The organism is Mycobacterium sp. NGS62, from assembly GCF_059812285.1.
Genome location: NZ_JCALCK010000002.1, coordinates 399,840 through 420,537, shown reverse-complemented (window position 1 = coordinate 420,537; position 20,698 = coordinate 399,840). Strand labels below are relative to the sequence as shown.

The following is a 20,698-nucleotide window of genomic DNA, read 5'->3' as shown; positions in this document are numbered from 1 at the left end:
ACCACACACGCATGTTACTGAGCGGTAACTTTGTGCGGTTCGCTCTCACACCATAGCGGGTCGTGCTAGGCCCGATTGCCCGCCCGTCTGCGGTGACCCCATTCGCGATCGGCGCCGCAGGGGCTAGCCTCCCTATGCAATGAGCGCATTAGTTCCCGACGTTCCGCACACCCCGGTCGACGCCGCACTGCCGTTGACCGGTGAGCGCACCATTCCCGGCCTGGACGTGGAGAACTACTGGTTTCGCCGCCACGAGGTCGTCTACCAGCGGTTGGCTTCGCGCTGCGCCGGCCGCGAAGTGCTCGAGGCGGGCTGCGGCGAAGGCTACGGCGCCGACTTGATCGCCGCGGTGGCGCGCCGAGTGGTCGCGCTGGACTACGACGAGTCGACGGTCGCTCATGTGCGCGCACGTTATCCACGGGTGGAGGTCATGCACGGCAACCTCGCTGCGCTGCCGTTGCCGGACGCGTCGGTGGATGCCGTGGTCAACTTCCAGGTCATCGAGCATCTGTGGGATCAGACACAGTTCGTCGCCGAATGCGCCCGGGTATTGCGGCCGTCGGGGGTGCTGATGGTGTCGACGCCGAACCGGATCACGTTCTCACCGGGCCGCGACACCCCGATCAACCCGTTTCATACCCGCGAGCTCAATGCCGACGAGCTCAGGCAGTTGCTGCTCGACGCCGGGTTCGCGACAGTGACGCTGAGCGGGGTCTTCCACGGACCGCGGCTGGCCGACATGGATGCCCGGCACGGGGGCTCGATCATCGACGCTCAGGTTGCCCGGGCGGTGGCCGACGCCCCCTGGCCACCCGACCTGCTGGCCGATGTCGCTGCGGTCAGTGCCGCCGACTTCGAGATCGTCGACGCAGCCGACCGCGATATCGACGCCAGCCTGGATCTCGTCGCGATCGCGGTGCGCCCGTGAGCCATTCCGCCGACCGGGTCCCCGGTTTGTTCACCCTGGTGCTGCACACGCATCTGCCGTGGCTGGCCCACCACGGCCGCTGGCCGGTCGGCGAGGAGTGGCTCTACCAGTCGTGGTCGGCGGCCTACCTACCGCTGCTGCGGGTACTGCACACGCTGGCCGGCGAAGACCGGCACCGGGTGGTCACGCTGGGGATGACGCCGGTGGTGACCGCCCAACTCGACGACCCCTATTGCCTCGACGGCATGTACCACTGGCTGGCCAACTGGGGGCTGCGCGCCACCGAGGCCACCAGCCTACCGGAGCCGTTGCGGGACTTCGGGATTCGCGAGCGCGCCGAAGCTGACCAGGCCCTCGAGGACTTCGCCACGCTGTGGCACCACGGCGGCAGCCCACTGCTGCGCGGCCTCGTCGATGCCGGCACGGTGGAGTTGCTCGGCGGCCCGCTGGCGCACCCGTTTCAGCCGTTGCTGCATCCGCGGCTGCGGGAGTTCGCGCTGCGCGAAGGGCTGGCCGACGCTCGGCAGCGGTTGGCGCACACCCCCAGCGGGATCTGGGCTCCCGAATGTGCCTACGCCCCGGGCATGGAAAACGATTACGCCGCAGCCGGAGTCGGGCATTTCATGGTCGACGGCCCCTCGCTGCACGGCGATACCGCGTTGGGACGGCCGGTCGGCGACACCGATGTGGTGGCGTTCGGGCGTGACTTGCAAGTCAGCTACCGGGTGTGGTCGCCGAAGTCCGGCTACCCCGGTCACGCCGCCTACCGCGACTTCCACACCTACGACCATCGCACCGGCCTGAAGCCGGCCCGGGTCACCGGCCGCAACGTGCCCTCGGACGCCAAGGCGCCCTACGATCCCGAGCGCGCCGACCGTGCGGTCGACGTCCACGTCGACGACTTCGTCGACGTCGTCCGCGGCCGACTGCTGGCCGAATCCGAGCGAATCGGGCGGCCGGCCCACGTCATCGCTGCGTTCGACACCGAATTGTTCGGCCATTGGTGGTACGAGGGACCGGTATGGCTGGAGCGGGTCTTGCGTGCCCTGCCCGAAGCCGGGGTGCGGGTCGGCACTTTGAGCGACGCGATCGCCGACGGTTTTGTCGGCTCTGCCGTCGAATTGCCGCCCAGCTCTTGGGGTTCCGGCAAGGACTGGCAGGTGTGGTCCGGGGACAAAGTGGCCGATCTGGTCCAGCTCAACACCGAGGTGGTCGACACCGCGCTGAGTACGGTCGACAAGGCGCTGACCCAGAACGCGTCATTGGATGGGCCGATCCCCCGCGATCAGGTTGCCGACCAGATCCTGCGTGAGACGCTGCTGACGGTCTCCAGCGACTGGCCGTTCATGGTCAGCAAGGATTCCGCCGCCGACTACGCGCGCTACCGGGCGCACCTGCACGCCCACGCCACCCGGGAGATCGCCGATGCGTTGGCGTCGGGCCGCCGCGAGGTCGCCCAGCGGCTGGCCGACGGCTGGAATCGTGCCGACGGTTTGTTCGGCGCCCTCGACGCCCGGCGGCTGCCATGCTGAGGGTCACCTTCTCCCGCGAGCGTGCGTGTCCCCGGTCCGACACGCCGTGTACGGACCGGGGACACGCACGCTCGCGCCAAGTGTGGGCGCGCCAAAGGTGGGCAACCGCATGAAGATCTTGATGGTGTCGTGGGAGTACCCGCCGGTGGTAATCGGCGGCCTGGGCCGCCACGTCCACCACCTGTCGACGGCACTGGCTGCAGCCGGCCACGAGGTCGTCGTGCTCTCCCGCCGACCGACGGGAACCGACCCGAGCACGCATCCGTCGACAGAGGAGTTCAGCGAGGGCGTGCGGGTGGTCGCGGCTGCGCAGGACCCGCACGAGTTCACCTTCGCCGACGACATGATGGCCTGGACCCTTGCCATGGGACACGCCATGACCCGCGCCGGGCTATCGCTGGACTTCACCCCCGATGTTGTGCACGCACACGACTGGCTCGTGGCCCATCCAGCCATGGCACTAGCCGAGTTCCACGACGTACCAATGGTTTCCACCATCCATGCGACCGAGGCCGGCCGGCATTCCGGCTGGGTGTCCGGCCCTGTCAGCCGCCAGGTGCACGCCCTCGAGTCATGGCTGGTGCGTGAATCCGACTCGCTGATCAGCTGTTCGGCGTCGATGAGCGACGAGATCACCGAACTGTTCGGTCCGGGGCTGGCCCAGATCACGGTGATTCGCAATGGAATCGACGCGGGGCGTTGGCCATTCGCGGCCCGCCGGCGCCGCACCGGTCCACCGGAGCTGTTGTATGTGGGCCGTCTGGAATACGAGAAGGGCGTACACGACGCGATCGCCGCATTGCCGCGGATCAGGCGAGCCCATCCGGGAACGACGCTGACCGTTGCCGGCGAGGGCACCCAGCAGGACTGGCTCATCGACCAGGCGCGAAAACACCGGGTGCTCAAGGCAACCAACTTCGTCGGGCGGCTCGACCATGCCGACCTGCTGGCCGCGCTGCACCGCGCCGACGCAGCCGTATTACCCAGCCACTACGAGCCGTTCGGGCTAGCGGCGTTGGAGGCCGCCGCGGCCGGAACTCCGCTGGTGACGTCGAACATCGGCGGTTTGGGCGAGGCGGTGATCAACGGCCAGACCGGCATGTCTTGCCCACCGCGCGACGTGGCCCAGCTGGCCAAGACGGTCGGTGCCGTGCTCGACGACCCGGCCGCCGCGCAGCGCCGTGCGCACGCCGCCCGGCAGCGGCTGACTTCGGACTTCGATTGGCACACCGTGGCCGAGGAGACCGCCCAGGTGTACCTGGCGGCAAAGCGTCGCGAACGCCAACCCCTGCCCCGGTTGCCCATCGTCGCCCACGCACTACCCGACCGGTAGTCCGAAAAGGCCGGTACCGTCGAGTCATGGGCCTGGTCTACTCCAGTGTGATCGATGCGCCACGCGACGAGGTGTTCGCCTGGCATGCCCGCCCCGGGGCGTTCACCCGGCTGTCGCCGCCGTGGCAGCCGATGCGGTTGGTCGCCGAAGCCGACTCGCTGGAGAACGGCCGAGCGACCCTCGCACTGCCGGGCGGGCTTCGCTGGGTGGCCCAGCATCGGCCCGACTTCTACGACCCGCCAAGACGTTTCGTCGACGAGATCGACAGCGCCGGATTGGCCTCGTTGCCCGCCCGGATCGCGGTCCGGTGGCGCCACACCCACGACTTCGACGAGGTCGACACTGATCGGACCCGGGTGATCGACCGAGTTGCAACACCGGTGCCCGAGCGGGCGCTTCGGCCGATGTTCGGCTACCGCCATCGCCAACTTGCCGACGACTTGGCCGCGCACCGGCAGGCGGCCGAACACGGTCTGCGGCCGCTGACCGTCGCGATCACCGGGTCCTCCGGGCTGGTCGGGTCGGCGTTGAGCGCATTTCTGTCCACCGGCGGGCACCGTCTCATCCGGCTGGTGCGGCATCGACCAACCAATGCCACTGAGCGGCAATGGGATCCGGATAGCCCAGACCCGGGCCTACTGGCCGGTGTCGACGCGGTGATCCACCTGGCCGGCGCCTCGATCGCCGGGCGCTTCACCGACGACCACCGACGCGCGGTTCGGGACAGCCGAATCGACCCCACCCGGCGGCTGGCCGAACTCGTCGCCCAAACACCCGGCGGTCCAACCGTGCTGATCTGCGCGTCGGCGATCGGCTTCTACGGCTACGACCGTAGCGACGAAATTCTTACCGAGGACAGCGAGCGCGGCGACGGGTTCCTCGCCGACGTCGTCGCCGACTGGGAAGATGCGACAGTGCCGGCAGAACAAGCCGGAAACCGGGTAGTACGCATCCGCACCGGTATCGTGCAATCCCCGAGCGGCGGAACGCTTCGCCTGCTGCGTCCGCTGTTCAGCGCCGGACTGGGCGGGCGGGTCGGCAACGGCCGGCAGTGGCTGTCCTGGATCGGCCTCGACGACCTCATCGACATCTACCACCGCGGGCTGTGGGACACCGAACTGTCCGGGCCGGTCAACGCGGTGGCCCCCGAACCGGTGCGCAACATCGACTACACCCACACTCTCGCGCGCGTGCTGCACCGGCCGGCGGTGTTGCCGGTACCCGCGCTGGGGCCGCGACTGTTGCTTGGCGACCAGGGAGCCCGCGAACTGGCCTGCGCAAGTCAACGGGTCAACCCCGCCCGTCTGCAGAGCGCCGGTCACCGATTTCGCCAACCCAGCCTCGAGCCGGCGTTGTGCCACCTGTTGGGCCGGGCGGCGGCATGACGAAGCAACAGCCGCAAGGGCGCTACTTCCCGTATCGCTATGACCCTCGGCTGGTGCCCATGTGGCTGCCGTTCCGGGTTTGGCCCACCACCCAGGGCGTCACGCTCACCGATAGCCGATTGATTGCCCGCTTCGGGCCCTTTCGGGTCGAGGTCCCACTGCAGCAGATCGACGATGCCCATGTGACCGGGCCGTATCGGTGGTGGACTGCGGTGGGACCACGGCTGTCCATGGCCGACGACGGCCTGACCTTCGGAACGAATGCCACCGCGGGCGTCTGCATCCACTTCGACCCGCCGATTCGCCGGGTTATCGGATTGCGTGACCACTCCGCGCTGACCGTGACCGTGGCCGATACCGAAGGGCTGCGCGCAGCGCTGGACGACTCGCTCCAGCGATAACGACGGCAGAAGACCCCGATTTGTGACTGCTGCTGCCCTCTTGGTAGCCACCACGGCAAAACTTCAGTACCTTAACGTTTAAGGAACTGAACTGGCTTTGTCGAGCAGTCTGACCGCCATCAGGAGTCAGCGTTGTCTTGGCAACAGCCCTTTTTGGAGTGTTTGTAGGTGCCGTCAGGGGGGTATGACCGCGTGAGGTTAAGCCAGCCGAGCAAGCCGCTGACAAACGTTCAGAAAGGGCCGTCGGTGAGCGAACTTTCTAGTTTGTCGTTCATGCCCGCAGTGGGTTTGCCGGGCGCTACTGACGGAGTGGACGCAGGCAGCTTCGATGCCTGGCGTGCGAGTGTTCGGGATGCTGTGCTTCTTCACGTGTCGGAGTTTGTCTCCGCACGCACTGCGGAGTTGGATCGCGCAGGTATCGATGCGGCCGGCGACATCCTGCTGAAGTTCGTCTCGGGCGGAAAGTGCCTGCGGTCGTCATTCATGTATTTGGGCTGGCTGTGTGGGGCGGAAGCCGACGACGCGGCCCTGCGCGCGGCCGCCAGCCTCGAGTTGCTGCACGCCTTCGCGCTCCTACAGGACGACGTGATGGATGAGTCGCCCCAACGGAGAGGCCGGCCGGCGGTGCATATCCAATTGGCGGCTTGGCACCGCGGGAAGGCGCTATCCGGTTCAACACGCCGGTTCGGCGAATCGGCGGCGATTCTGCTTGGCGATTTGTGTCTGATCTGGGCCGAGCAGATGCTGCGCGAATGTGGCATGGACTTTCCTCGCCTGCAGCAAGTGTGGCCACGTTATGACGCCATGCGCGTGGAGTTGGCGATAGGCCAGTTCGCCGACCTGACAAGCGACGTCCGCGATCAACCATCCTTGGAGTCCGTTTTGATCGTGGCACGACGTAAGTCGGGTAATTACACGGTGCGCCGGCCCTTGGAGATTGGCGCGGCGATGGCCGGTTGCGATAGTTACACAATTTCCCAGCTTGGCCGATACGGCGCCGCCGTCGGGGAGGCATTCCAGCTGCGCGACGACCTGCTGGGTGTTTTCGGTTCGTCGGCGCGCACAGGCAAGCCCGATGGCGTTGACCTGCTTGAACGCAAGGCAACGAGCGTCATGGTGACCGCGCAGCAGATGGCGGACCCGCCCACCCGCCGCGAGTTGACCGAACTAATGAGCAGCGGCCACTTGGAGGACTCCTCACTCAATAGATGGAAGACCCTGATTGCCACAACGGGAGCTGTGCAGTGGATAGAAGACATGATCAGCGAGAACGTGGCGACGGCGCAAAAAGCATTGGCCGACATGGCAATCGACGAAGCGTTGCGAGAAGCGCTGGCAAACATGGCGACCGCGTGCACAGAGCGCGACGAATGAGCCGCATGAATTCGGGAATTTTGCACTGATGCGAACTGTCTGGAGACGTAGCGATCACGTGGTGGTCGTCGGCGCCGGCTTGGCGGGCCTGGCTGCAGCCCTACATCTGGTGGGGCGCGGTCGGGCGGTCACCGTCGTGGAGCGGCAACCGTGGCCCGGCGGACGGGCAGGCCGCCTGGACGTCGACGGCTACCGGATCGACACCGGTCCGACGGTCCTGACGATGCCGGACATCATCGACGATGCCTTCGCTGCCGTGGGTGAGACTTGCGCCGGCCGTTTGCAACTGCTGCCGGTGGACCCGGCCTATCGGGCCATGTTCGCCGACGGCAGCTGGATCGATGTACACCGTGACCCGGATCAAATGGCCAGCGCCATCGAAGCCTTCGCCGGCCACCAGCAGGCTGTCGGCTATCGCAGGCTGCGTGACTGGCTGACCCGCCTGTACCGCATCGAAATCGACGGCTTCATCGGCGCGAACTTCGATTCACCGCTGGATCTGTTGACGCCGCAGCTGGCAAAGCTGGCGGTGATGGGCGGATTTCGTAAGTGGGACACGATGATCAAGCGACACATCACCGACCCGCGGTTGCGGCGGGTTTTCACGTTCCAGTCGCTCTATGCCGGTGTGGCTCCGCAGGACGCCTTGGCGGCCTATGCGGTGATCGCCTACATGGACACCATCTCGGGCGTCTTCTTCCCCCGCGGTGGTGTACGAGCGCTACCCGACGCGTTGGCTGCCGCGGCAGCCGACTCCGGTGTGCGGTTTCTTTACGGATCGACCGTCACCGGCCTCGACCGCGCCGCTGGGGAAATCACCGCCATCCGAACCGACCAAGGCCAGCGAATCGACTGTGATGCGGTAGTACTCACCACCGAACTACCCCAGACCTACGAATTACTCGGCCGTACACCGCGTCGCCTGCGTGCTTTGCGCTCATCGCCGTCTGCGGTTGTGGTTCACGTCGGCTGCCGCCGTGTGCACCCGTCGACCGCCCACCACACAATTCTTTTCGGTGACTCCTGGGAGCACACGTTCACCGACATCATTCGCGACGGCCGGCTGATGCGAGATCCGTCATTGCTTGTCACCCGGCCGACCGCCGGCGATCCGACGCTCGCACCGGCCGGACGAGACTTACTCTATTTGCTCGCCCCGGCGCCCAACCTTTCCACGTGCGCGGTCGACTGGTCGGTCACAGGTCAGACATACGCGCAAACGATTGTGGACACCGTGCAGGACCGGCTAATACCGGACCTGGGCGACGATGCCAGGGTGCTCGACGTCATCAACCCAGTCGACTGGGCCCGTCAGGGTATGACCGCCGGCACACCGTTCGCGCTCGCACACACCTTTGGCCAAACAGGGCCATTCCGCCCGGCGAACATCGTGCGCGGCATCGACAACGCGGTGCTGGCCGGATCGTCGACCGTCCCGGGCGTGGGTGTGCCGACCGCGCTGATCTCCGGGCGGCTGGCGGCCGACCGCATCACCGGGGTCGTCGGCCGATCACGGAAACACCTCGACCTGAAAGCTTCGTTGCCATGATCCGTAGCGAACTCGACGCCGCCGGCATTGACGACCCCCGGCTGCGTGACGCGTATCGCCGCTGCCGCGAAATCAATGCCGCACACGGGCGCACGTTCTTTTTGGCCACCCGATTGCTGGCGCCCGACCAACGGCCTCCGGTGCATGCCCTATACGGATTCGCCCGCTACGCCGACGATATCCTCGATGACTTCAACCCGCATTTGACAATCGATGTCCGAACGCTACGACTGCAGGAGCTATGCGATCGGTTCTTCGCCGGCGGCGACCACCATAAAGATCCCGTACTCGCCGCGGTCAGCGACACCGCACGCCGCTATGACATCGATGCGGCTTTATTCGATGACTTCCTGACGTCGATGCGGATGGATCTATCCGTCACCGACTATCCCAACCGCGAGGCGCTCAACCGCTATATGCGAGGGTCAGCGGAAGCGATTGGACTGCAACTACTTCCGATACTCGGCACCATTTGCTCCGTGGCGGAGGCCACCCCCTACGCCGCGGCCCTCGGGCGGGCGTTTCAGCTCACCAACTTTCTGCGTGACGTCGACGAAGACCTGATGCGGGGCAGGATCTACCTGCCCGCAGACGAACTCGCCAGTTTTTGTGTGGATCGCGATGTGCTGATGTGGTGCCACCACCATCATCGCACCGATACCTGGGTGCGCAGCGCCCTGGCCGCCCAGCACGAAATCGCCCGGCAGACATATCGGTTTGCCGCCGACGGGATTGCGTCGCTGGCGCCTCGCTCCCGGCCCTGCGTGGCAACCGCTTTGACGCTGTATTCCGAGATCCTCGAGGAGATCGAAGACAACGACTTCGCGGTTTTCGGGCGGCGCGCCACAGTCGGTACCGCCCGACGACTGCGAGTAGCCGGTGCGGGCCTGATTCGTGCATGGAAGGCCCGTGCCGGCGAAACAGGTGCGGCATGAGCGATCGATGGCAATATCTGCTCGTCCTGGCCGCATGCCTGGCAATCACCGCACCGTTGGAGGTGTTCGGACGCGGGGTCTACCGCCAACCGCGACGAATCGTCCGCGCGGTGTTACCCGTCGCCGTGCTCTTCCTGATTTGGGATGAAATCGCGGTGGCCTGCCACATCTGGACCTATGACCCTGCGTACATCACCGGTCTGCGCGTTCCGTTTCACGTGCCGATCGAGGAGGTTTTGTTCTTCATCGTAATTCCGTTATGCGCTCTGCTGACTTTTAACGCGGTGAGCACAATTCTCGATTGGGTGAGCCGACGATGACAGGGTTGGGCTATGCCTTGCCGGCCCTACTGGCTGTGCTGGCAGTCTTCGGAATCGAATTGGCATTGCTGCATACCGGTCTGTTTCGGCGCCCCGCCTACTGGTTGTCGATGCTGATCGTGCTCGGTTTCCAGGTTCCGGTGGACGGCTGGCTGACCAAGCGCAGCGCCCCCATCGTCAGCTATGACGAGCGCCAGATCAGCGGGCTGCGGTTTCCGTTCGACATCCCGGTCGAGGATTTTTTGTTCGGCTTCGCGATGCTCACTGCGGTGCTGCTGTTATGGGAACGCCAACGTGTGCGCAGATAGGCTCGGCTCCGACGACGGGCTAACCCGCGCATTCGACGCCGGCGCGGTTGCCTACGACCGGTTGGTCCGTGCAAATCCGGGCTATCACCCGCACCTGCGGTGCTCGGCACGCCGCATGCGACTGCCTGGTGACGGCGACGGGCTAAGACTGCTCGATGCCGGATGCGGCACTGGCGCATCGACTGCTGCGCTGCTCACGGTCGCGCCGAAAGCCGATATCGTCGCCGTCGACGCTTCGCGGGGCATGCTTGATGTCGCAGCCGGCAAGAAATGGCCACCCTCAGTGCAGTTCGTGCATGCCCCTGTCGAGAAACTGGCCGACCACGGGGTCACCGGACCGTTCGACGGCATCCTGGCGGCGTACCTGGTGCGCAACCTCGCCGAGCCGGATAAGCAGTTGCAACAGTTCTGTGCGCTGCTACGGCCCGGCGGCACATTGGCCGTACACGAGTACTCGGTGCGTGACTCTCGCGCGGCCACCGCGGTATGGCATGCGGTGTGCTGGGGCATCATCATCCCGACCGGGTGGTGGCGCACGCGCGACGCCACGCTGTACCGCTACTTGTGGCAAAGCGTGCTGGCATTCGATGGTGCAGCACGTTTTCGGCGCCGGCTTTCCGACGCCGGATTCACCGCGGTGCGCAGCCAAACCATGCCGGGCTGGGAAGCCAATATCGTGCACACCTTCCTCGCGGATGCGCCACAATGACCGATCGTCGCCGTCAAACCCACGCGCCCCCAACGGGTTTGCGCCATGCCAGTGCATTGATGTCACGCCCAATTGTCGTGGTCATCGGTGCCGGCATCGCCGGGCTGACCGCCGCAACCGGACTGGCGGAACGCGGCGTTGCGGTCACGATCCTTGAGCGCGAAAACTATCTGGGCGGACGGGTCGGCGGCTGGACCGAGAACCATGACGGCACCGAACTGGCCATGAACCGCGGCTTCCACGCATTCTTTCGCCAGTACTACAACCTGAGGGACCTGCTGAAGCGGATCGACCCGCAACTGCACATGCTCGCGCCCGTCGACGACTATCCGCTAGTCGATGGCGCCGGCCGGCGCGACAGCTTCCGCGGCCTACCCCGAACACCGCCGTGGAACGCGCTGGCGTTCGCGATGCGAAGCCCCACCTTCCGGCTCCCGGATCTGGCCCGCATCGACGCGCGGGCCGCTGCGCCGCTAGCTACTGTGTCTCTGCCCGACATCTATCAGCGGCTGGACCATATCGACGCCGAAACATTTTTGAAAGGTATCAACTTCCCTGATGCCGCACGGCATCTGGCGTTCGAAGTGTTTTCCCGCAGCTTTTTCGCCGAACCCTCGCAGCTGTCGGCAGCCGAGTTGGCGACGATGTTCCACATCTACTTTCTCGGCTCCAGCGAGGGCCTCATCTTCGACGTTCCCACATCGAACTACGACACCGCTCTGTGGCAGCCGTTACAGCGCTACCTCGAAGAGCATGACGTGCGGTTCCACCTTGGGCACAGTGCAATTCGCATCGACGTCGAGGCCGACAACGCGTTCAGCGTGCATACCGACTCCAATGACCGCCTCAAGGCAGACGCTGTGGTCCTGGCCACTGACATCGGCGGCCTGCAGCGAATCACCGCAGCGTCAATGACCCTGGCCGACGACACGTGGCGTAACCAGATACAGCAACTGCGGAGCGCGCCGCCCTTCGCGGTACATCGCCTGTGGCTTGACCGGCCCGTCGCGGGCCACCGCCCGGCATTTCTGGGGACCGCCGGCCATAAGCCGCTCGACAACATCAGCGTGTTGGAACGCTATGAAAGCCAAGCCCGCGACTGGGCTCAGCGCCGACGCGGCTCCGTTGTCGAATTACACTCCTATGCACTGCATTTCGCACCATGCAGGGGGTCTGCGATCCGGCAACTACATACGCTCTATCCGGAGACTGCGGAGGCGAACATCGTCCATGAACGCGTACTCCATCGCAGCGATTGCCCGCTGTTCACGCCGGGCTCCTACGCGCACCGCCCGAGCATCACCACGCCACAACCCGGGCTGATGCTGGCCGGCGATGGGATTCGAGTCGATCTTCCGGTGGCGCTGATGGAGCGCGCCGCCACCACCGGCTGGTCGGCGGCCAACCGGCTACTGGCCCAGTGGGGGCTTGCCGGTCATACGCTGACCACGGTGCCCACCCGCGGCCGATGGGCGCCGCTGCGCTGGCTGGCGAATCGTCAAAAATTGAGATCCTCATGAATATTCGAGATCACGTACGGCAGCGGTGGCCGAAGAGCTGGCCGCTGCAGATCGTGCCACCGACGTCGTGGGCTCGCCAGAAACCGACCTACCGCGACGCAAAGCCGGTCATCATCAATGGCGCGCTGGACCGCTCCCAACGTCGACTCACCGGAAATTGGTATGCATTTGCCGCGAGCCGCGAGGTACGCACCGACCGTCCATTCGGTGCCGTCGTCGCCGGAGTCAACATTGTCGCCTGGCGTGACCAGCGGCACCGCCTCCATGTCGGCCCGCGCACTTGTCCGCATCTTGGGGCGGATCTCGCGACCGGCGTAGTTCACGACAGCACGCTGATGTGCCGATGGCACGGATTGGCCTTCGACGGCGAAGGCTGTGAGTACGGCTGGGCACCGCTGCGGGGTTACGACGACGGTGTGCTCGTCTGGGTGCGACTCGACGACATCGGCGCAGAGCCGCCCTCGGAGAAGCCGTTGAATTTTCATCGGCCGACCGGCGAAACGGTCCATGCCGTCGCCAAAGTGGTCGGGATATGCGAACCCGTGGACATCATCGCTAACCGGCTCGATCCATGGCATGGCGCGTGGTTTCACCCGTATTCGTTCACCAATCTCGACGTCCTCAGCACCCCGACCGAGCAGGACGACCGTTTTCTGGTCGCAGTCACCTTTCGGATGGCTCGATTTGGTGTGCCGGTGATTGCCGAGTTCATGTGCACCGACGCGCGGACCGTGGTGATGCGGATCGTCGAGGGCGAAGGAGTTGGCAGCGTTGTCGAAACGCACGCCACGCCAATCGGTCCAGGCCCCGATGGACGCCCACGTACGGCCGTGTTGGAGGCCGTCGTCGCACATTCCAGCCGTCCGGGGTTTCCTCTCGCATCCCGGCTGTCGCGACTCATTTCGCCGCTGATGCGCTACGCCGCCACCCGACTCTGGCGAGACGACCTCGCTTATGCCGAGCGCCGCTACCAGGTACGTACTGGTTCGTGATCGACCGCCCGAGTTCCCAGTCCGACGCGCGCAGCAGCGCACTACGGGATGCGCCCGGGGCAAGTTCGCCGCAACAAGCTCAAACAGCCACCCGGCGCGCATATTTCGCTGCCGTCGTGTTGACGGTCAGCGCGCACACAGCTTTCCTCGTCTACGTTCCCAGCGGTGGATTTCTAGCCTTGCGCTGGTGGCGCACCATTCTGTTGCACGTTCCGTGCGTTGCTTGGGGCCTAGGAGTCGTCTGGTTGAAACTTCCGTGCCCGCTTACGTGGCTCGAAACGTTCGCGCGGGCGCGAGCAGGTATGGACACACTGCCGACGACAGGCTTCATTGGTCGCTACGTGGAAGGCGTCTTTTATCCGAATGGACGCACCGGCGCCGCGCAGTCACTTGCTTTTTGTGCGGCTGTCATGTCGTGGCTGCTGTTGGCTGCGCGGCGCAGGAAACTGCCAGCCTCATAAAGCTCGGAGCCGTTGATACCGAAATGCCGTGACCCTATAGCGCTGCGCCGACAACCATGCGCTCGATGCGCCGGAGTGCGACCACGCACACCGGGCAATAAAGCCCCGCCCACATGGGAACCGCGAACGTAACTCGGGTGCCGCCCACGACCGGGGTAACGCTATGCCGAGTTGCGGGCATGCCGGCAACGGCCCACGCCCAGTGACGGCCTACTTCGAACTCGGTGACAACGAAAGGCACTACGACGCCCACCGGCGTGTGCAAGCGCCCTGTTGATCCCAGCTGCAAACCGCGCTCCGACCTATCAAGCCGCGCGTCGGCCAGCGACGGTCCCCATTGCGGCCAAGCATCAACATCAACCAAGGTGTTCCACACCACGCGCGGCGACGCCGGGATCACTCGGTCAACGCTGAACATCAGCTTTAGGTTTAGTGGCATCTTCATCCCTGTCCGTCGTTGTCACAATCAGGGTTGGGACTACCCCGGCTCGACGCGACCAACCCCATTGCACGCCAGCCGATCTGGACGGCATCCGAAAACGACCCGGCGCGATATGACCATTTACTTAACTATTAAAGATTTTAATCTCTAGTGGCGAAAGTAGGGTTCAAGCGGGTTCACAGGGGGAATGTCATGCCGATACGAGTAGGGGAGAACCAAACCGACATGCCAACGCCCGTGGATGACCCGGCCGGCCGCCCAGGAGAAAACGCCCAGGCTACGGCAGCATTCGGCGCCAGCCGACGCAATCATTGCCGTCCCGACGGCGCTACTGACGGCGCCGTGCAGGCGGCCGGCAAGGTTTCGGAGGCGCTAGAAACCGTCGAGCGGGCGCGCGGGCACCTGTATGCGTTTCATCAACTCACCGGTCGCGCCGACCTTCTACTCGACGAGGCATCGGCTCAGCTTCAAGAACTTGGCCGGGCCGAACTCGCCGAGCGCATCAGCGGTGAACTGATCGGACGCAACGTGCTACCGGGCCGCTGGAGCTTTCAAATCGTCGAAGACTACGACGACGGCTATTACCGCTGCTTTCAAGAGCTCGAGCGGCTGATGCGGGTCCGGCTCACTGGCGGGCGTCGGCACGTCTTCGAGGCCGAGATGAAGGAACGCCGGCGCACGCACGGGCATCCGGCTCATACGGCCGTCCCGAGAAGGGGTGAGTGAATGCAGTGCGTCGTGTTCGGCGCGACCGGTTACCTGGGCACGCGGCTGGTTCCACAGCTGTTGCACGCGGGACATACGGTGCGTGTGCTGGCGCGCCAACCGGCCAAGCTCGACGATGTGCCGTGGCGCGACCAGGTAGAGGTGGTCGAAGGCGACGTCACCGACCGCGACAACGTGCGCCAGGCGCTTGACGGGCAGCAGGTGCTCTATTACCTCGTGCACTCGCTGCTGCGCGCGGACTTCGCTGAGTTCGACAACCGGGCGGCATCGACTGTCGCGGAAGCCGCTGTCGAGGCGAGGGTGACGCGCATCGTGTATGTCGGCGGAATCGTTGCCGACGGCCAGGAGCTCTCCGAGCACCTGGCCTCACGTGCCCAAGTCGGTCGGCTGTTTCGAGAATCGGGCGTTCCCACCGTTGAGCTGCGCGCGGCGATCATCATCGGCGCGGGTTCCGCCAGCTTTGAGATGTTGCGCTATTTGACCGAGCGGCTGCCGCTCATGGTCACACCGCGCTGGTTGCGCACTCAAGTGCAGCCCATCGCAATCAGTGACGTCTTGTACTACTTGGTGCATGCCGCGGAGCTGCCGGACACAGTAAACCGAGCCTTTGATATCGGGGGCCCGGACCGCTTTACCTATATGGAGATGATTCGCAAGTACGCCGCAGTGGCGGGTTTGCAGCGGCGCATCGCGATCCCCGTACCGGTGCTGACGCCGTGGCTGTCGGCCCAGTGGGTCAACCTGATCACACCGATCCCGCGCCGGCTGGCGGTCTCATTAATGGAATCTCTGGAGAACGACGTGGTGTGCTCCGAATCCGATATCACGCGCCACATTCCCGAGCCCGCCGGCGGGCTGACGCATTACGAACACGCAGTAGCGCTCGCGCTGGCGCGTGTACGCGAGCCGGAGCTTCGGACCCGATGGGCACAAGACGATGGCGACAGTGCGCCGTCGCAGCCGCTGCCCACCGATCCGGACTGGTCCGGTGGTTTCCTCTACGACGATGTCCGACAACATCGGGTAGCCGCTGACCCGGCCTCATTGTGGCGAGCCATTGAAACGATGGTCGCCGAAAAGCGACGATGGTCGGTTTCGCCGTTGGCATGGCCGATTCAAGGCTGGGCCCGCAAAATTGCGCGGCTGTTGGGCGTGCGTCGGCAACCAAACGCCGGCGCGCAAGTGCACACCGGTGAGGCCCTTGACTGGTGGCGGGTGGAGCGCGTCGATAGACCGCGGCTACTGCGGCTGCGCGCCGATGTTCCATTACCGGGTCGGCTATGGCTGGAAATGTCGGCGAGGCCCGGTAGCAACGGCGGGGCTGTCTATTGGCAGCGTGCACTCTTTCAGCCTTATGGCCTTGCCGGGCAGTTGTTTTGGGCCGGCTCCACTGCGGTTCGAGAAACCGTGTTCAGCGGCATCGCGCGCGACATCACCACGGGGTGTGGTTGAGGCATAGCTGTCATGCCGCTGTGCCATCGAATGAATGAAACGGAGAAACGCATGGGTGGCAAGAAATTCCGTAAGGGCGAGGATGTCGAATGGAAGAGTCATGGCAAGACGGTTCACGGAACAGTGGAGCAGGAAATCACCTCCGACACCTTGGCGGCCGGGCGGAAGGTACGCGCGTCAAAGGACGAGCCGCAATACAAGGTACGCAGCAGCAAGACCGGCTCGGACGCCGTGCACAAGCCGAGCGCACTGAAGCGCACTGATTGAAATCTGCCGAATACCCACCGCTAAATCTCACGCGTTCGGTGTGACAACTGCTTTGTTAGTTTCCGCCGGAGCGCGCAGCCTTGAACTGGCGAGCACCTTCGAGGTGGTCGACGATCCGGCTGGGGTAGCCATCTGGAGGCGACTCCAACTCCCAGGGTGTGTGCACTTGTGCGCCCTCGATGTGGGCGAGCTCGCAAATCCAGCGGCGTACATAGTCGCCGGTAGGGTCGTAGCGCTCTGCTTGCCGCTGCGGGTTCAGTACCCGGTTGGGTCGGGTGTCTGTGCCAGTGCCTGCGACCCACTGCCAGTTCAGCTGATTATTGGCAATGTCCCCGTCGAGGAGCAGGCTCATGAAGTGGTCGGCTCCCTGCCGCCAATCGACATACATGCTCTTGGCCAGGAAGCTGGCGGTGACCAACCGAGCCCGGTTGTGCATCCACCCTTCAGCGGCCAATTGGCGCATCCCAGCATCGACAATCGGGTAGCCGGTGCGTCCTTGCCGCCACGCGTCGAGTAATCGCGGTTCGTGTCGCCAGTCGTCGTCGCGGGCCCGATAGTCCGTCTGCGACGCGTCGGGACGGGCAGCAAGGACCTGGTGGTGGAAATCGCGCCAAGCAAGTTGGCGGACAAACGCTTCGCGTCCCGGGGTAGCGCGACCGGTCCGTTGCACGACTTCGGTTGAGGAGAGACACCCGAAATGCAGATACGGAGACAACCGAGACGTCGCATCGGCCGCCAGGTCGTCATGACAAGCGTCGTAGCGATCGACCGGGCCGGAAAGCCAACGTTGCAACAGTCGGCGCGCGGTCCGTTCCCCACCGACGGCCAACTGCGGCGACGGTTGACCGGCGCAGAGCTCTCCGGCATCGGGCAGCGCCTCACTGTGCGTTTCAGGCACCGTCAGCGATCGTGGTCCGGTCAACACTTTGCGTCCACCCGTCCGGCTCCATCGTCGGTAGTACGGGGTGAAGACAGCGAAGTGGTCAGAGCCTGCCGGAGCTATCGCACCGGGATCGGATGCCGTCACGCTGGCGGCATGCACGGTGAGCCGGCAACCTTGCTTCTGCAGAGCGTCACTCAGCCGCTGCTCGCGCCGCTGGCTGTAGGCGCTGACATCAGCGGCGATGTGAACATCAGTAACTGACAGTTCGCGGACCAACCGCACAACCTCGGTCACTAACTGGCCGTGGCGCAGGATAAGTCGCCCACCGATTCGGCGTAATTCATCGTCGAGTTCGTGAAGTGCCGAACTGAGGAATGCAGCCTTGTTCGGCGTGAGGTAGCTGCTGGCGAGTATCGCGTCGTCGAGCACAAATACCGGCGTTACGGCTCCCCCGGCTTGGTGTGCGGCGGTCAGCACCGGGTTGTCGCGGACTCGAAGGTCCCTGGTGAACAGCGCCATCGCGATCGTCATGGACGCCAGCCTCGCCTTCCCCCCCGACATCGACACCCGCCACCTTACTCTGCTTAATAGTTAAGAATATGAAATAGATTGTGCGGACTGCTTCCGCGCCGGCCCGTCGTTACAACCTGTACTATCGACAGAGGGTTGAACTCGCAGCCTGTGGTCTAGCAGCCCCGACAAGTCGGTCACAGGGAGTCGCGAATGTCGGATATCCAGGGGCGTTCCCCAACCCAAACCTCAAGATCCCGCCGTGTTTGCCACAGCGAGCAACTGCGCGGCCCGCTGGCCTATTCACTCCACGTGCAAGGCCCTGCGCGCTTTACCGTCGTCGAGGTCTCCGGTGAGATTGATGTCAGCAACTTCAATCACTTCCAAGCCTTCGTCGCCGAACCTCTTAAAGCGCAACAGAAGTTCGTCGTGGACCTCAGCGATGTCGACTTCCTCGACCTTTCAGGCTTGCGCACACTTCTCGGCATCGACGAGCACTGCCGTGGGATCGGTCTTGCGTGGATGGTCGTACCCGGCGACGCAGTGAAACATCTGCTACGAGTGCTGAATTACGAGGGTTCGTTGCCCATCATCGATTCGGTGAACGCCGCTGTAGAACGGCTTGCGTTGACTGATGTCAGGGCGCCGTCACCATAGCCCTTCTATGGTGGTGTCGGCTGTGGCCGCCGCGCCGGGCTCGTCTCATGTAAATATTCGCGTCGTAATGTACTGCTACCGCCACGCGACACGCTGGATCAAGTGACGGGTGTACCGGCCGCTTCAACGTGCTCCAGATACGCTGTCGATGTATCGCTGAGTAGGAAGCGGTCAGGTGACCAAGCGGCGCGTAAAGAATCCACCGCCAGGCCGGGCGGAGCTGGAAAAGCTGATGTCGGTCGATATGCGGGCAATTACTGCGCAATCCGATCGCATTGCCCGGTACTTCGCGCGTCACAACGGGGTCAACAGCAGCGACTGCCAAGCCTTACTGCACATCATGGTGGCCGAGACAACAGGCGATCCGTTGACCTTGTCGGAGCTTCGCCAACGCATGGACGTGTCGCCGGCAGCTATCACTTATCTGGTGGACCGGATGATCGAGGCGGGGCATATCCGGCGGGACCCTGACCCGGCGGATCGCCGTAAGTCGCTGCTCCGCTACGAGGCCCAAGGCATGGCGCTGGGTCGCGCGTTTTTTGAACCGCTCGGCGCCCATCTGCGTTCCGCCGTCGCTGATTTACGCGACGGGGACCTCGTCGCTGCGCATCGCGTCTTCGCGGCGATGATCGAAGCGATGTCCACGTTTGAGGCCGAACTCACTGCACCGCGGCCAAAGCCGTCAACGGGCGTTAAGCGTCGTAGTAAAGCGACCGCTCGGCCGCGCAACACCTGAAGTTGACTCACTCACGACACGGTATGTCCCGGCTACACGTTCCATTCTGTCGCCGAATTGAGGGCGCAATGCTCGACAAAATCGGCTCCTCGGGCCACGCCACCGGTCGCAGCGAATCCGGCGGCGACACGATGCGCACCGTCGGCCATCGCTACCGCCTTCCGCACCGCAGCCCGAAGGCGGCCGGGCGTGAGCCGCTTCGCCGGCAGCCGGGTGCCGCAGCGCGCCACCTGGACGCGTCGCGCGACTTCGGCCTGATCGCGTGCGAAGGGTACGACGCAGACTGGCACTCCACGGTCGAGCGCCTTCAGCGTGGTACCCATTCCTCCATGCGTTACGGCGCAGATCGCCCGGTCAAGCACGACATCATGTGGCACAAACCGGCATACGCTGGCATTGGACGTTTGCGGGAGATCCCTTGGGATACCGGCCGGAAAGGTCGCAACGACGTGAACCGGCTCGTCCGCCAGCGCCTGCAACGCAACGCGCCCCAGGTTTGCGTCGGCTTGCTCGATCGAAGACGTGCTGACCAAGACGACAGGTTGGTCAATGTCGGCCATCCAGCCGGGCACCACTGCCGGATTCGGCTCGAACGCGCAGGCACCGATGAGGTGTACCGAGTCACCCCAGCCCGGATGCGGGTACTCGAATGGTTCGCCACCGACTGCCAGCATGGGTGCCCGGCGCATCAACTCGTCCACCGACCGAACGCTCGGCACACCCACGTCGGCGCGAATTGCGTTGACACGCGGCAAAGTCGGCCGGTCGAAAAGATGCCGTACGAATGGTCGAATCGCCATGTCGCGAACAGTGCCGGCGATCCCAGGCAAGGGTCGCAAGCCAGGGCCAAATGGCGGCACTCCGCGTGACCTCAAGTACGGAGTGAACGGCGAAAACACCAACCAGGGGATCCCGCAGGCTTCGGCTACCGCCATCGCACCCCAGCAGTTGGCATCGACGATGACGACATCGGGCCGTGCCCGGCTGATACCAGTCCGGAGATCGTCGACTTCGAGCACAGCCCGTCGACACAGGACGTCGATCGACATTTTCAATACTTTCAGCGCATCCTGCGTCGACCAGTCATGACCGCGGATGGCCTCGATTCGCGGATCGACAGCCTCGGTGTGGAAGCCGAGCCTGCGCATCGTCGGCACTTGGGACGACATGGTGCGAAGGTGAACATGATGACCGCGCTTCGCCAGTTCCGACAACAACGCGCTGACCGGATAATGATGGCCCAGCGTCGGTGACACGTAAGCGAGAATTACTGCCATG

Annotated in this window: 22 protein-coding genes; 19 read left to right on the top strand and 3 right to left on the bottom strand. The window is 64.6% G+C overall.

Annotation, left to right across the window (positions count from 1 at the left end; genetic code table 11):
• Positions 1-139: 139 nt before the first annotated feature.
• From AC5Y49_RS06920 to AC5Y49_RS06855, 14 genes are all read left to right on the top strand, one after another.
• Positions 140-928 (top strand): class I SAM-dependent methyltransferase, encoded by a 789-nt coding sequence (locus AC5Y49_RS06920; RefSeq protein ID WP_499885215.1) that lies wholly within the window; start codon positions 140-142, stop codon positions 926-928.
• Positions 925-2,460: a 1,4-alpha-glucan branching protein domain-containing protein gene (locus AC5Y49_RS06915; protein WP_499885211.1), complete on the top strand. Its 1,536-nt coding sequence runs from the start codon at positions 925-927 to the stop codon at positions 2,458-2,460. The genes AC5Y49_RS06920 and AC5Y49_RS06915 overlap by 4 nt, the downstream gene beginning before the upstream one ends.
• A 109-nt stretch (positions 2,461-2,569) precedes the next feature.
• Positions 2,570-3,793 carry a glycosyltransferase family 4 protein gene (locus AC5Y49_RS06910; protein ID WP_499885208.1) on the top strand — a complete coding sequence of 408 codons (1,224 nt, stop codon included), beginning with the start codon at positions 2,570-2,572 and terminating at the stop codon, positions 3,791-3,793.
• Positions 3,794-3,819: 26 nt separating this feature from the next.
• On the top strand, positions 3,820-5,178 hold the full coding sequence (locus tag AC5Y49_RS06905; protein WP_499885204.1) for a TIGR01777 family oxidoreductase: 1,359 nt from the start codon (positions 3,820-3,822) through the stop codon (positions 5,176-5,178).
• Entirely contained in the window at positions 5,175-5,579 is a 405-nt protein-coding gene (locus tag AC5Y49_RS06900; protein WP_499885200.1) for a hypothetical protein, read from the top strand. The genes AC5Y49_RS06905 and AC5Y49_RS06900 overlap by 4 nt, the downstream gene beginning before the upstream one ends.
• Before the next feature lie 273 nt (positions 5,580-5,852).
• A complete protein-coding gene (locus AC5Y49_RS06895; RefSeq protein ID WP_499886294.1) occupies positions 5,853-6,953 on the top strand; it encodes a polyprenyl synthetase family protein in 1,101 nt (366 codons plus the stop codon).
• 28 nt (positions 6,954-6,981) lie between these two features.
• Complete coding sequence (gene crtI / locus AC5Y49_RS06890; RefSeq protein ID WP_499885196.1) at positions 6,982-8,502, top strand: phytoene desaturase family protein; 1,521 nt, start codon at positions 6,982-6,984, stop codon at positions 8,500-8,502.
• Positions 8,499-9,437: a phytoene/squalene synthase family protein gene (locus AC5Y49_RS06885; RefSeq protein ID WP_499885194.1), complete on the top strand. Its 939-nt coding sequence runs from the start codon at positions 8,499-8,501 to the stop codon at positions 9,435-9,437. The genes crtI and AC5Y49_RS06885 overlap by 4 nt, the downstream gene beginning before the upstream one ends.
• Positions 9,434-9,757: a lycopene cyclase domain-containing protein gene (locus tag AC5Y49_RS06880; RefSeq protein WP_499885192.1), complete on the top strand. Its 324-nt coding sequence runs from the start codon at positions 9,434-9,436 to the stop codon at positions 9,755-9,757. Before AC5Y49_RS06885 ends, AC5Y49_RS06880 begins: the two co-directional genes overlap by 4 nt.
• Positions 9,754-10,065 carry a lycopene cyclase domain-containing protein gene (locus AC5Y49_RS06875; protein ID WP_499885189.1) on the top strand — a complete coding sequence of 104 codons (312 nt, stop codon included), beginning with the start codon at positions 9,754-9,756 and terminating at the stop codon, positions 10,063-10,065. Before AC5Y49_RS06880 ends, AC5Y49_RS06875 begins: the two co-directional genes overlap by 4 nt.
• Positions 10,052-10,774, top strand: coding sequence for a class I SAM-dependent methyltransferase (locus tag AC5Y49_RS06870; RefSeq protein WP_499885187.1), 723 nt, complete (start codon positions 10,052-10,054; stop codon positions 10,772-10,774). Before AC5Y49_RS06875 ends, AC5Y49_RS06870 begins: the two co-directional genes overlap by 14 nt.
• Positions 10,771-12,294, top strand: a complete 1,524-nt coding sequence (locus AC5Y49_RS06865; protein WP_499885185.1) for a hydroxysqualene dehydroxylase — start codon at positions 10,771-10,773, stop codon at positions 12,292-12,294. The genes AC5Y49_RS06870 and AC5Y49_RS06865 overlap by 4 nt, the downstream gene beginning before the upstream one ends.
• Entirely contained in the window at positions 12,291-13,286 is a 996-nt protein-coding gene (locus AC5Y49_RS06860) for a DUF5914 domain-containing protein (protein ID WP_499885184.1), read from the top strand. The genes AC5Y49_RS06865 and AC5Y49_RS06860 overlap by 4 nt, the downstream gene beginning before the upstream one ends.
• Entirely contained in the window at positions 13,283-13,747 is a 465-nt protein-coding gene (locus AC5Y49_RS06855; protein WP_499885181.1) for a DUF2784 domain-containing protein, read from the top strand. The genes AC5Y49_RS06860 and AC5Y49_RS06855 overlap by 4 nt, the downstream gene beginning before the upstream one ends.
• A gap of 34 nt (positions 13,748-13,781) precedes the next feature.
• On the opposite strand, the gene AC5Y49_RS06850 is transcribed toward AC5Y49_RS06855, so the two are convergent.
• The gene (locus AC5Y49_RS06850) at positions 13,782-14,165 is read right to left on the bottom strand and encodes an SRPBCC family protein (protein ID WP_499885179.1); all 384 of its coding nucleotides are present in this window, start codon (positions 14,163-14,165) and stop codon (positions 13,782-13,784) included.
• A gap of 249 nt (positions 14,166-14,414) precedes the next feature.
• Here AC5Y49_RS06850 and AC5Y49_RS06845 point away from each other — a divergent pair, with 249 nt between their 5' ends.
• Genes AC5Y49_RS06845 through AC5Y49_RS06835 form a run of 3 tightly spaced genes read left to right on the top strand, consistent with a single transcriptional unit; the run spans position 14,415 to position 16,634 of the window.
• The gene (locus tag AC5Y49_RS06845) at positions 14,415-14,915 is read left to right on the top strand and encodes a hypothetical protein (RefSeq protein WP_499885177.1); all 501 of its coding nucleotides are present in this window, start codon (positions 14,415-14,417) and stop codon (positions 14,913-14,915) included.
• The gene (locus tag AC5Y49_RS06840; protein ID WP_499885176.1) at positions 14,916-16,367 is read left to right on the top strand and encodes a DUF2867 domain-containing protein; all 1,452 of its coding nucleotides are present in this window, start codon (positions 14,916-14,918) and stop codon (positions 16,365-16,367) included.
• A 51-nt stretch (positions 16,368-16,418) separates the two neighbouring features.
• Entirely contained in the window at positions 16,419-16,634 is a 216-nt protein-coding gene (locus tag AC5Y49_RS06835) for a hypervirulence associated TUDOR domain-containing protein (protein ID WP_499885175.1), read from the top strand.
• Between the two features lie 55 nt (positions 16,635-16,689).
• Here the strand turns inward: AC5Y49_RS06835 and AC5Y49_RS06830 are convergent, their stop codons facing one another.
• Positions 16,690-18,048 (bottom strand): cryptochrome/photolyase family protein, encoded by a 1,359-nt coding sequence (locus AC5Y49_RS06830; RefSeq protein WP_499885174.1) that lies wholly within the window; start codon positions 18,046-18,048, stop codon positions 16,690-16,692.
• A 192-nt stretch (positions 18,049-18,240) separates the two neighbouring features.
• Here AC5Y49_RS06830 and AC5Y49_RS06825 point away from each other — a divergent pair, with 192 nt between their 5' ends.
• Both AC5Y49_RS06825 and AC5Y49_RS06820 read left to right on the top strand, forming a co-directional pair.
• Positions 18,241-18,684, top strand: a complete 444-nt coding sequence (locus AC5Y49_RS06825; RefSeq protein ID WP_499885173.1) for an STAS domain-containing protein — start codon at positions 18,241-18,243, stop codon at positions 18,682-18,684.
• Positions 18,685-18,859: 175 nt separating this feature from the next.
• Complete coding sequence (locus AC5Y49_RS06820; protein WP_499885172.1) at positions 18,860-19,420, top strand: MarR family winged helix-turn-helix transcriptional regulator; 561 nt, start codon at positions 18,860-18,862, stop codon at positions 19,418-19,420.
• 32 nt (positions 19,421-19,452) lie between these two features.
• On the opposite strand, the gene AC5Y49_RS06815 is transcribed toward AC5Y49_RS06820, so the two are convergent.
• Entirely contained in the window at positions 19,453-20,697 is a 1,245-nt protein-coding gene (locus AC5Y49_RS06815) for a glycosyltransferase (protein ID WP_499885168.1), read from the bottom strand.
• Position 20,698: the final 1 nt, after the last annotated feature.

What these genes read in the sequence shown, in the direction of transcription:
- AC5Y49_RS06895 (WP_499886294.1), top strand. Translation starts at nt 5,853, where the DNA reads ATGCCCGCAGTGGGTTTGCCGGGCGCTACTGACGGAGTGGACGCAGGC.
- AC5Y49_RS06865 (WP_499885185.1), top strand. Translation starts at nt 10,771, where the DNA reads ATGACCGATCGTCGCCGTCAAACCCACGCGCCCCCAACGGGTTTGCGC.
- AC5Y49_RS06825 (WP_499885173.1), top strand. Translation starts at nt 18,241, where the DNA reads ATGTCGGATATCCAGGGGCGTTCCCCAACCCAAACCTCAAGATCCCGC.
- AC5Y49_RS06885 (WP_499885194.1), top strand. Translation starts at nt 8,499, where the DNA reads ATGATCCGTAGCGAACTCGACGCCGCCGGCATTGACGACCCCCGGCTG.
- AC5Y49_RS06835 (WP_499885175.1), top strand. Translation starts at nt 16,419, where the DNA reads ATGGGTGGCAAGAAATTCCGTAAGGGCGAGGATGTCGAATGGAAGAGT.
- AC5Y49_RS06850 (WP_499885179.1), bottom strand. Translation starts at nt 14,165, where the DNA reads ATGTTCAGCGTTGACCGAGTGATCCCGGCGTCGCCGCGCGTGGTGTGG.
- AC5Y49_RS06920 (WP_499885215.1), top strand. Translation starts at nt 140, where the DNA reads ATGAGCGCATTAGTTCCCGACGTTCCGCACACCCCGGTCGACGCCGCA.
- crtI (WP_499885196.1), top strand. Translation starts at nt 6,982, where the DNA reads ATGCGAACTGTCTGGAGACGTAGCGATCACGTGGTGGTCGTCGGCGCC.
- AC5Y49_RS06815 (WP_499885168.1), bottom strand. Translation starts at nt 20,697, where the DNA reads ATGGCAGTAATTCTCGCTTACGTGTCACCGACGCTGGGCCATCATTAT.
- AC5Y49_RS06845 (WP_499885177.1), top strand. Translation starts at nt 14,415, where the DNA reads ATGCCAACGCCCGTGGATGACCCGGCCGGCCGCCCAGGAGAAAACGCC.
- AC5Y49_RS06880 (WP_499885192.1), top strand. Translation starts at nt 9,434, where the DNA reads ATGAGCGATCGATGGCAATATCTGCTCGTCCTGGCCGCATGCCTGGCA.
- AC5Y49_RS06910 (WP_499885208.1), top strand. Translation starts at nt 2,570, where the DNA reads ATGAAGATCTTGATGGTGTCGTGGGAGTACCCGCCGGTGGTAATCGGC.
- AC5Y49_RS06860 (WP_499885184.1), top strand. Translation starts at nt 12,291, where the DNA reads ATGAATATTCGAGATCACGTACGGCAGCGGTGGCCGAAGAGCTGGCCG.
- AC5Y49_RS06840 (WP_499885176.1), top strand. Translation starts at nt 14,916, where the DNA reads ATGCAGTGCGTCGTGTTCGGCGCGACCGGTTACCTGGGCACGCGGCTG.
- AC5Y49_RS06905 (WP_499885204.1), top strand. Translation starts at nt 3,820, where the DNA reads ATGGGCCTGGTCTACTCCAGTGTGATCGATGCGCCACGCGACGAGGTG.
- AC5Y49_RS06900 (WP_499885200.1), top strand. Translation starts at nt 5,175, where the DNA reads ATGACGAAGCAACAGCCGCAAGGGCGCTACTTCCCGTATCGCTATGAC.
- AC5Y49_RS06875 (WP_499885189.1), top strand. Translation starts at nt 9,754, where the DNA reads ATGACAGGGTTGGGCTATGCCTTGCCGGCCCTACTGGCTGTGCTGGCA.
- AC5Y49_RS06830 (WP_499885174.1), bottom strand. Translation starts at nt 18,048, where the DNA reads ATGACGATCGCGATGGCGCTGTTCACCAGGGACCTTCGAGTCCGCGAC.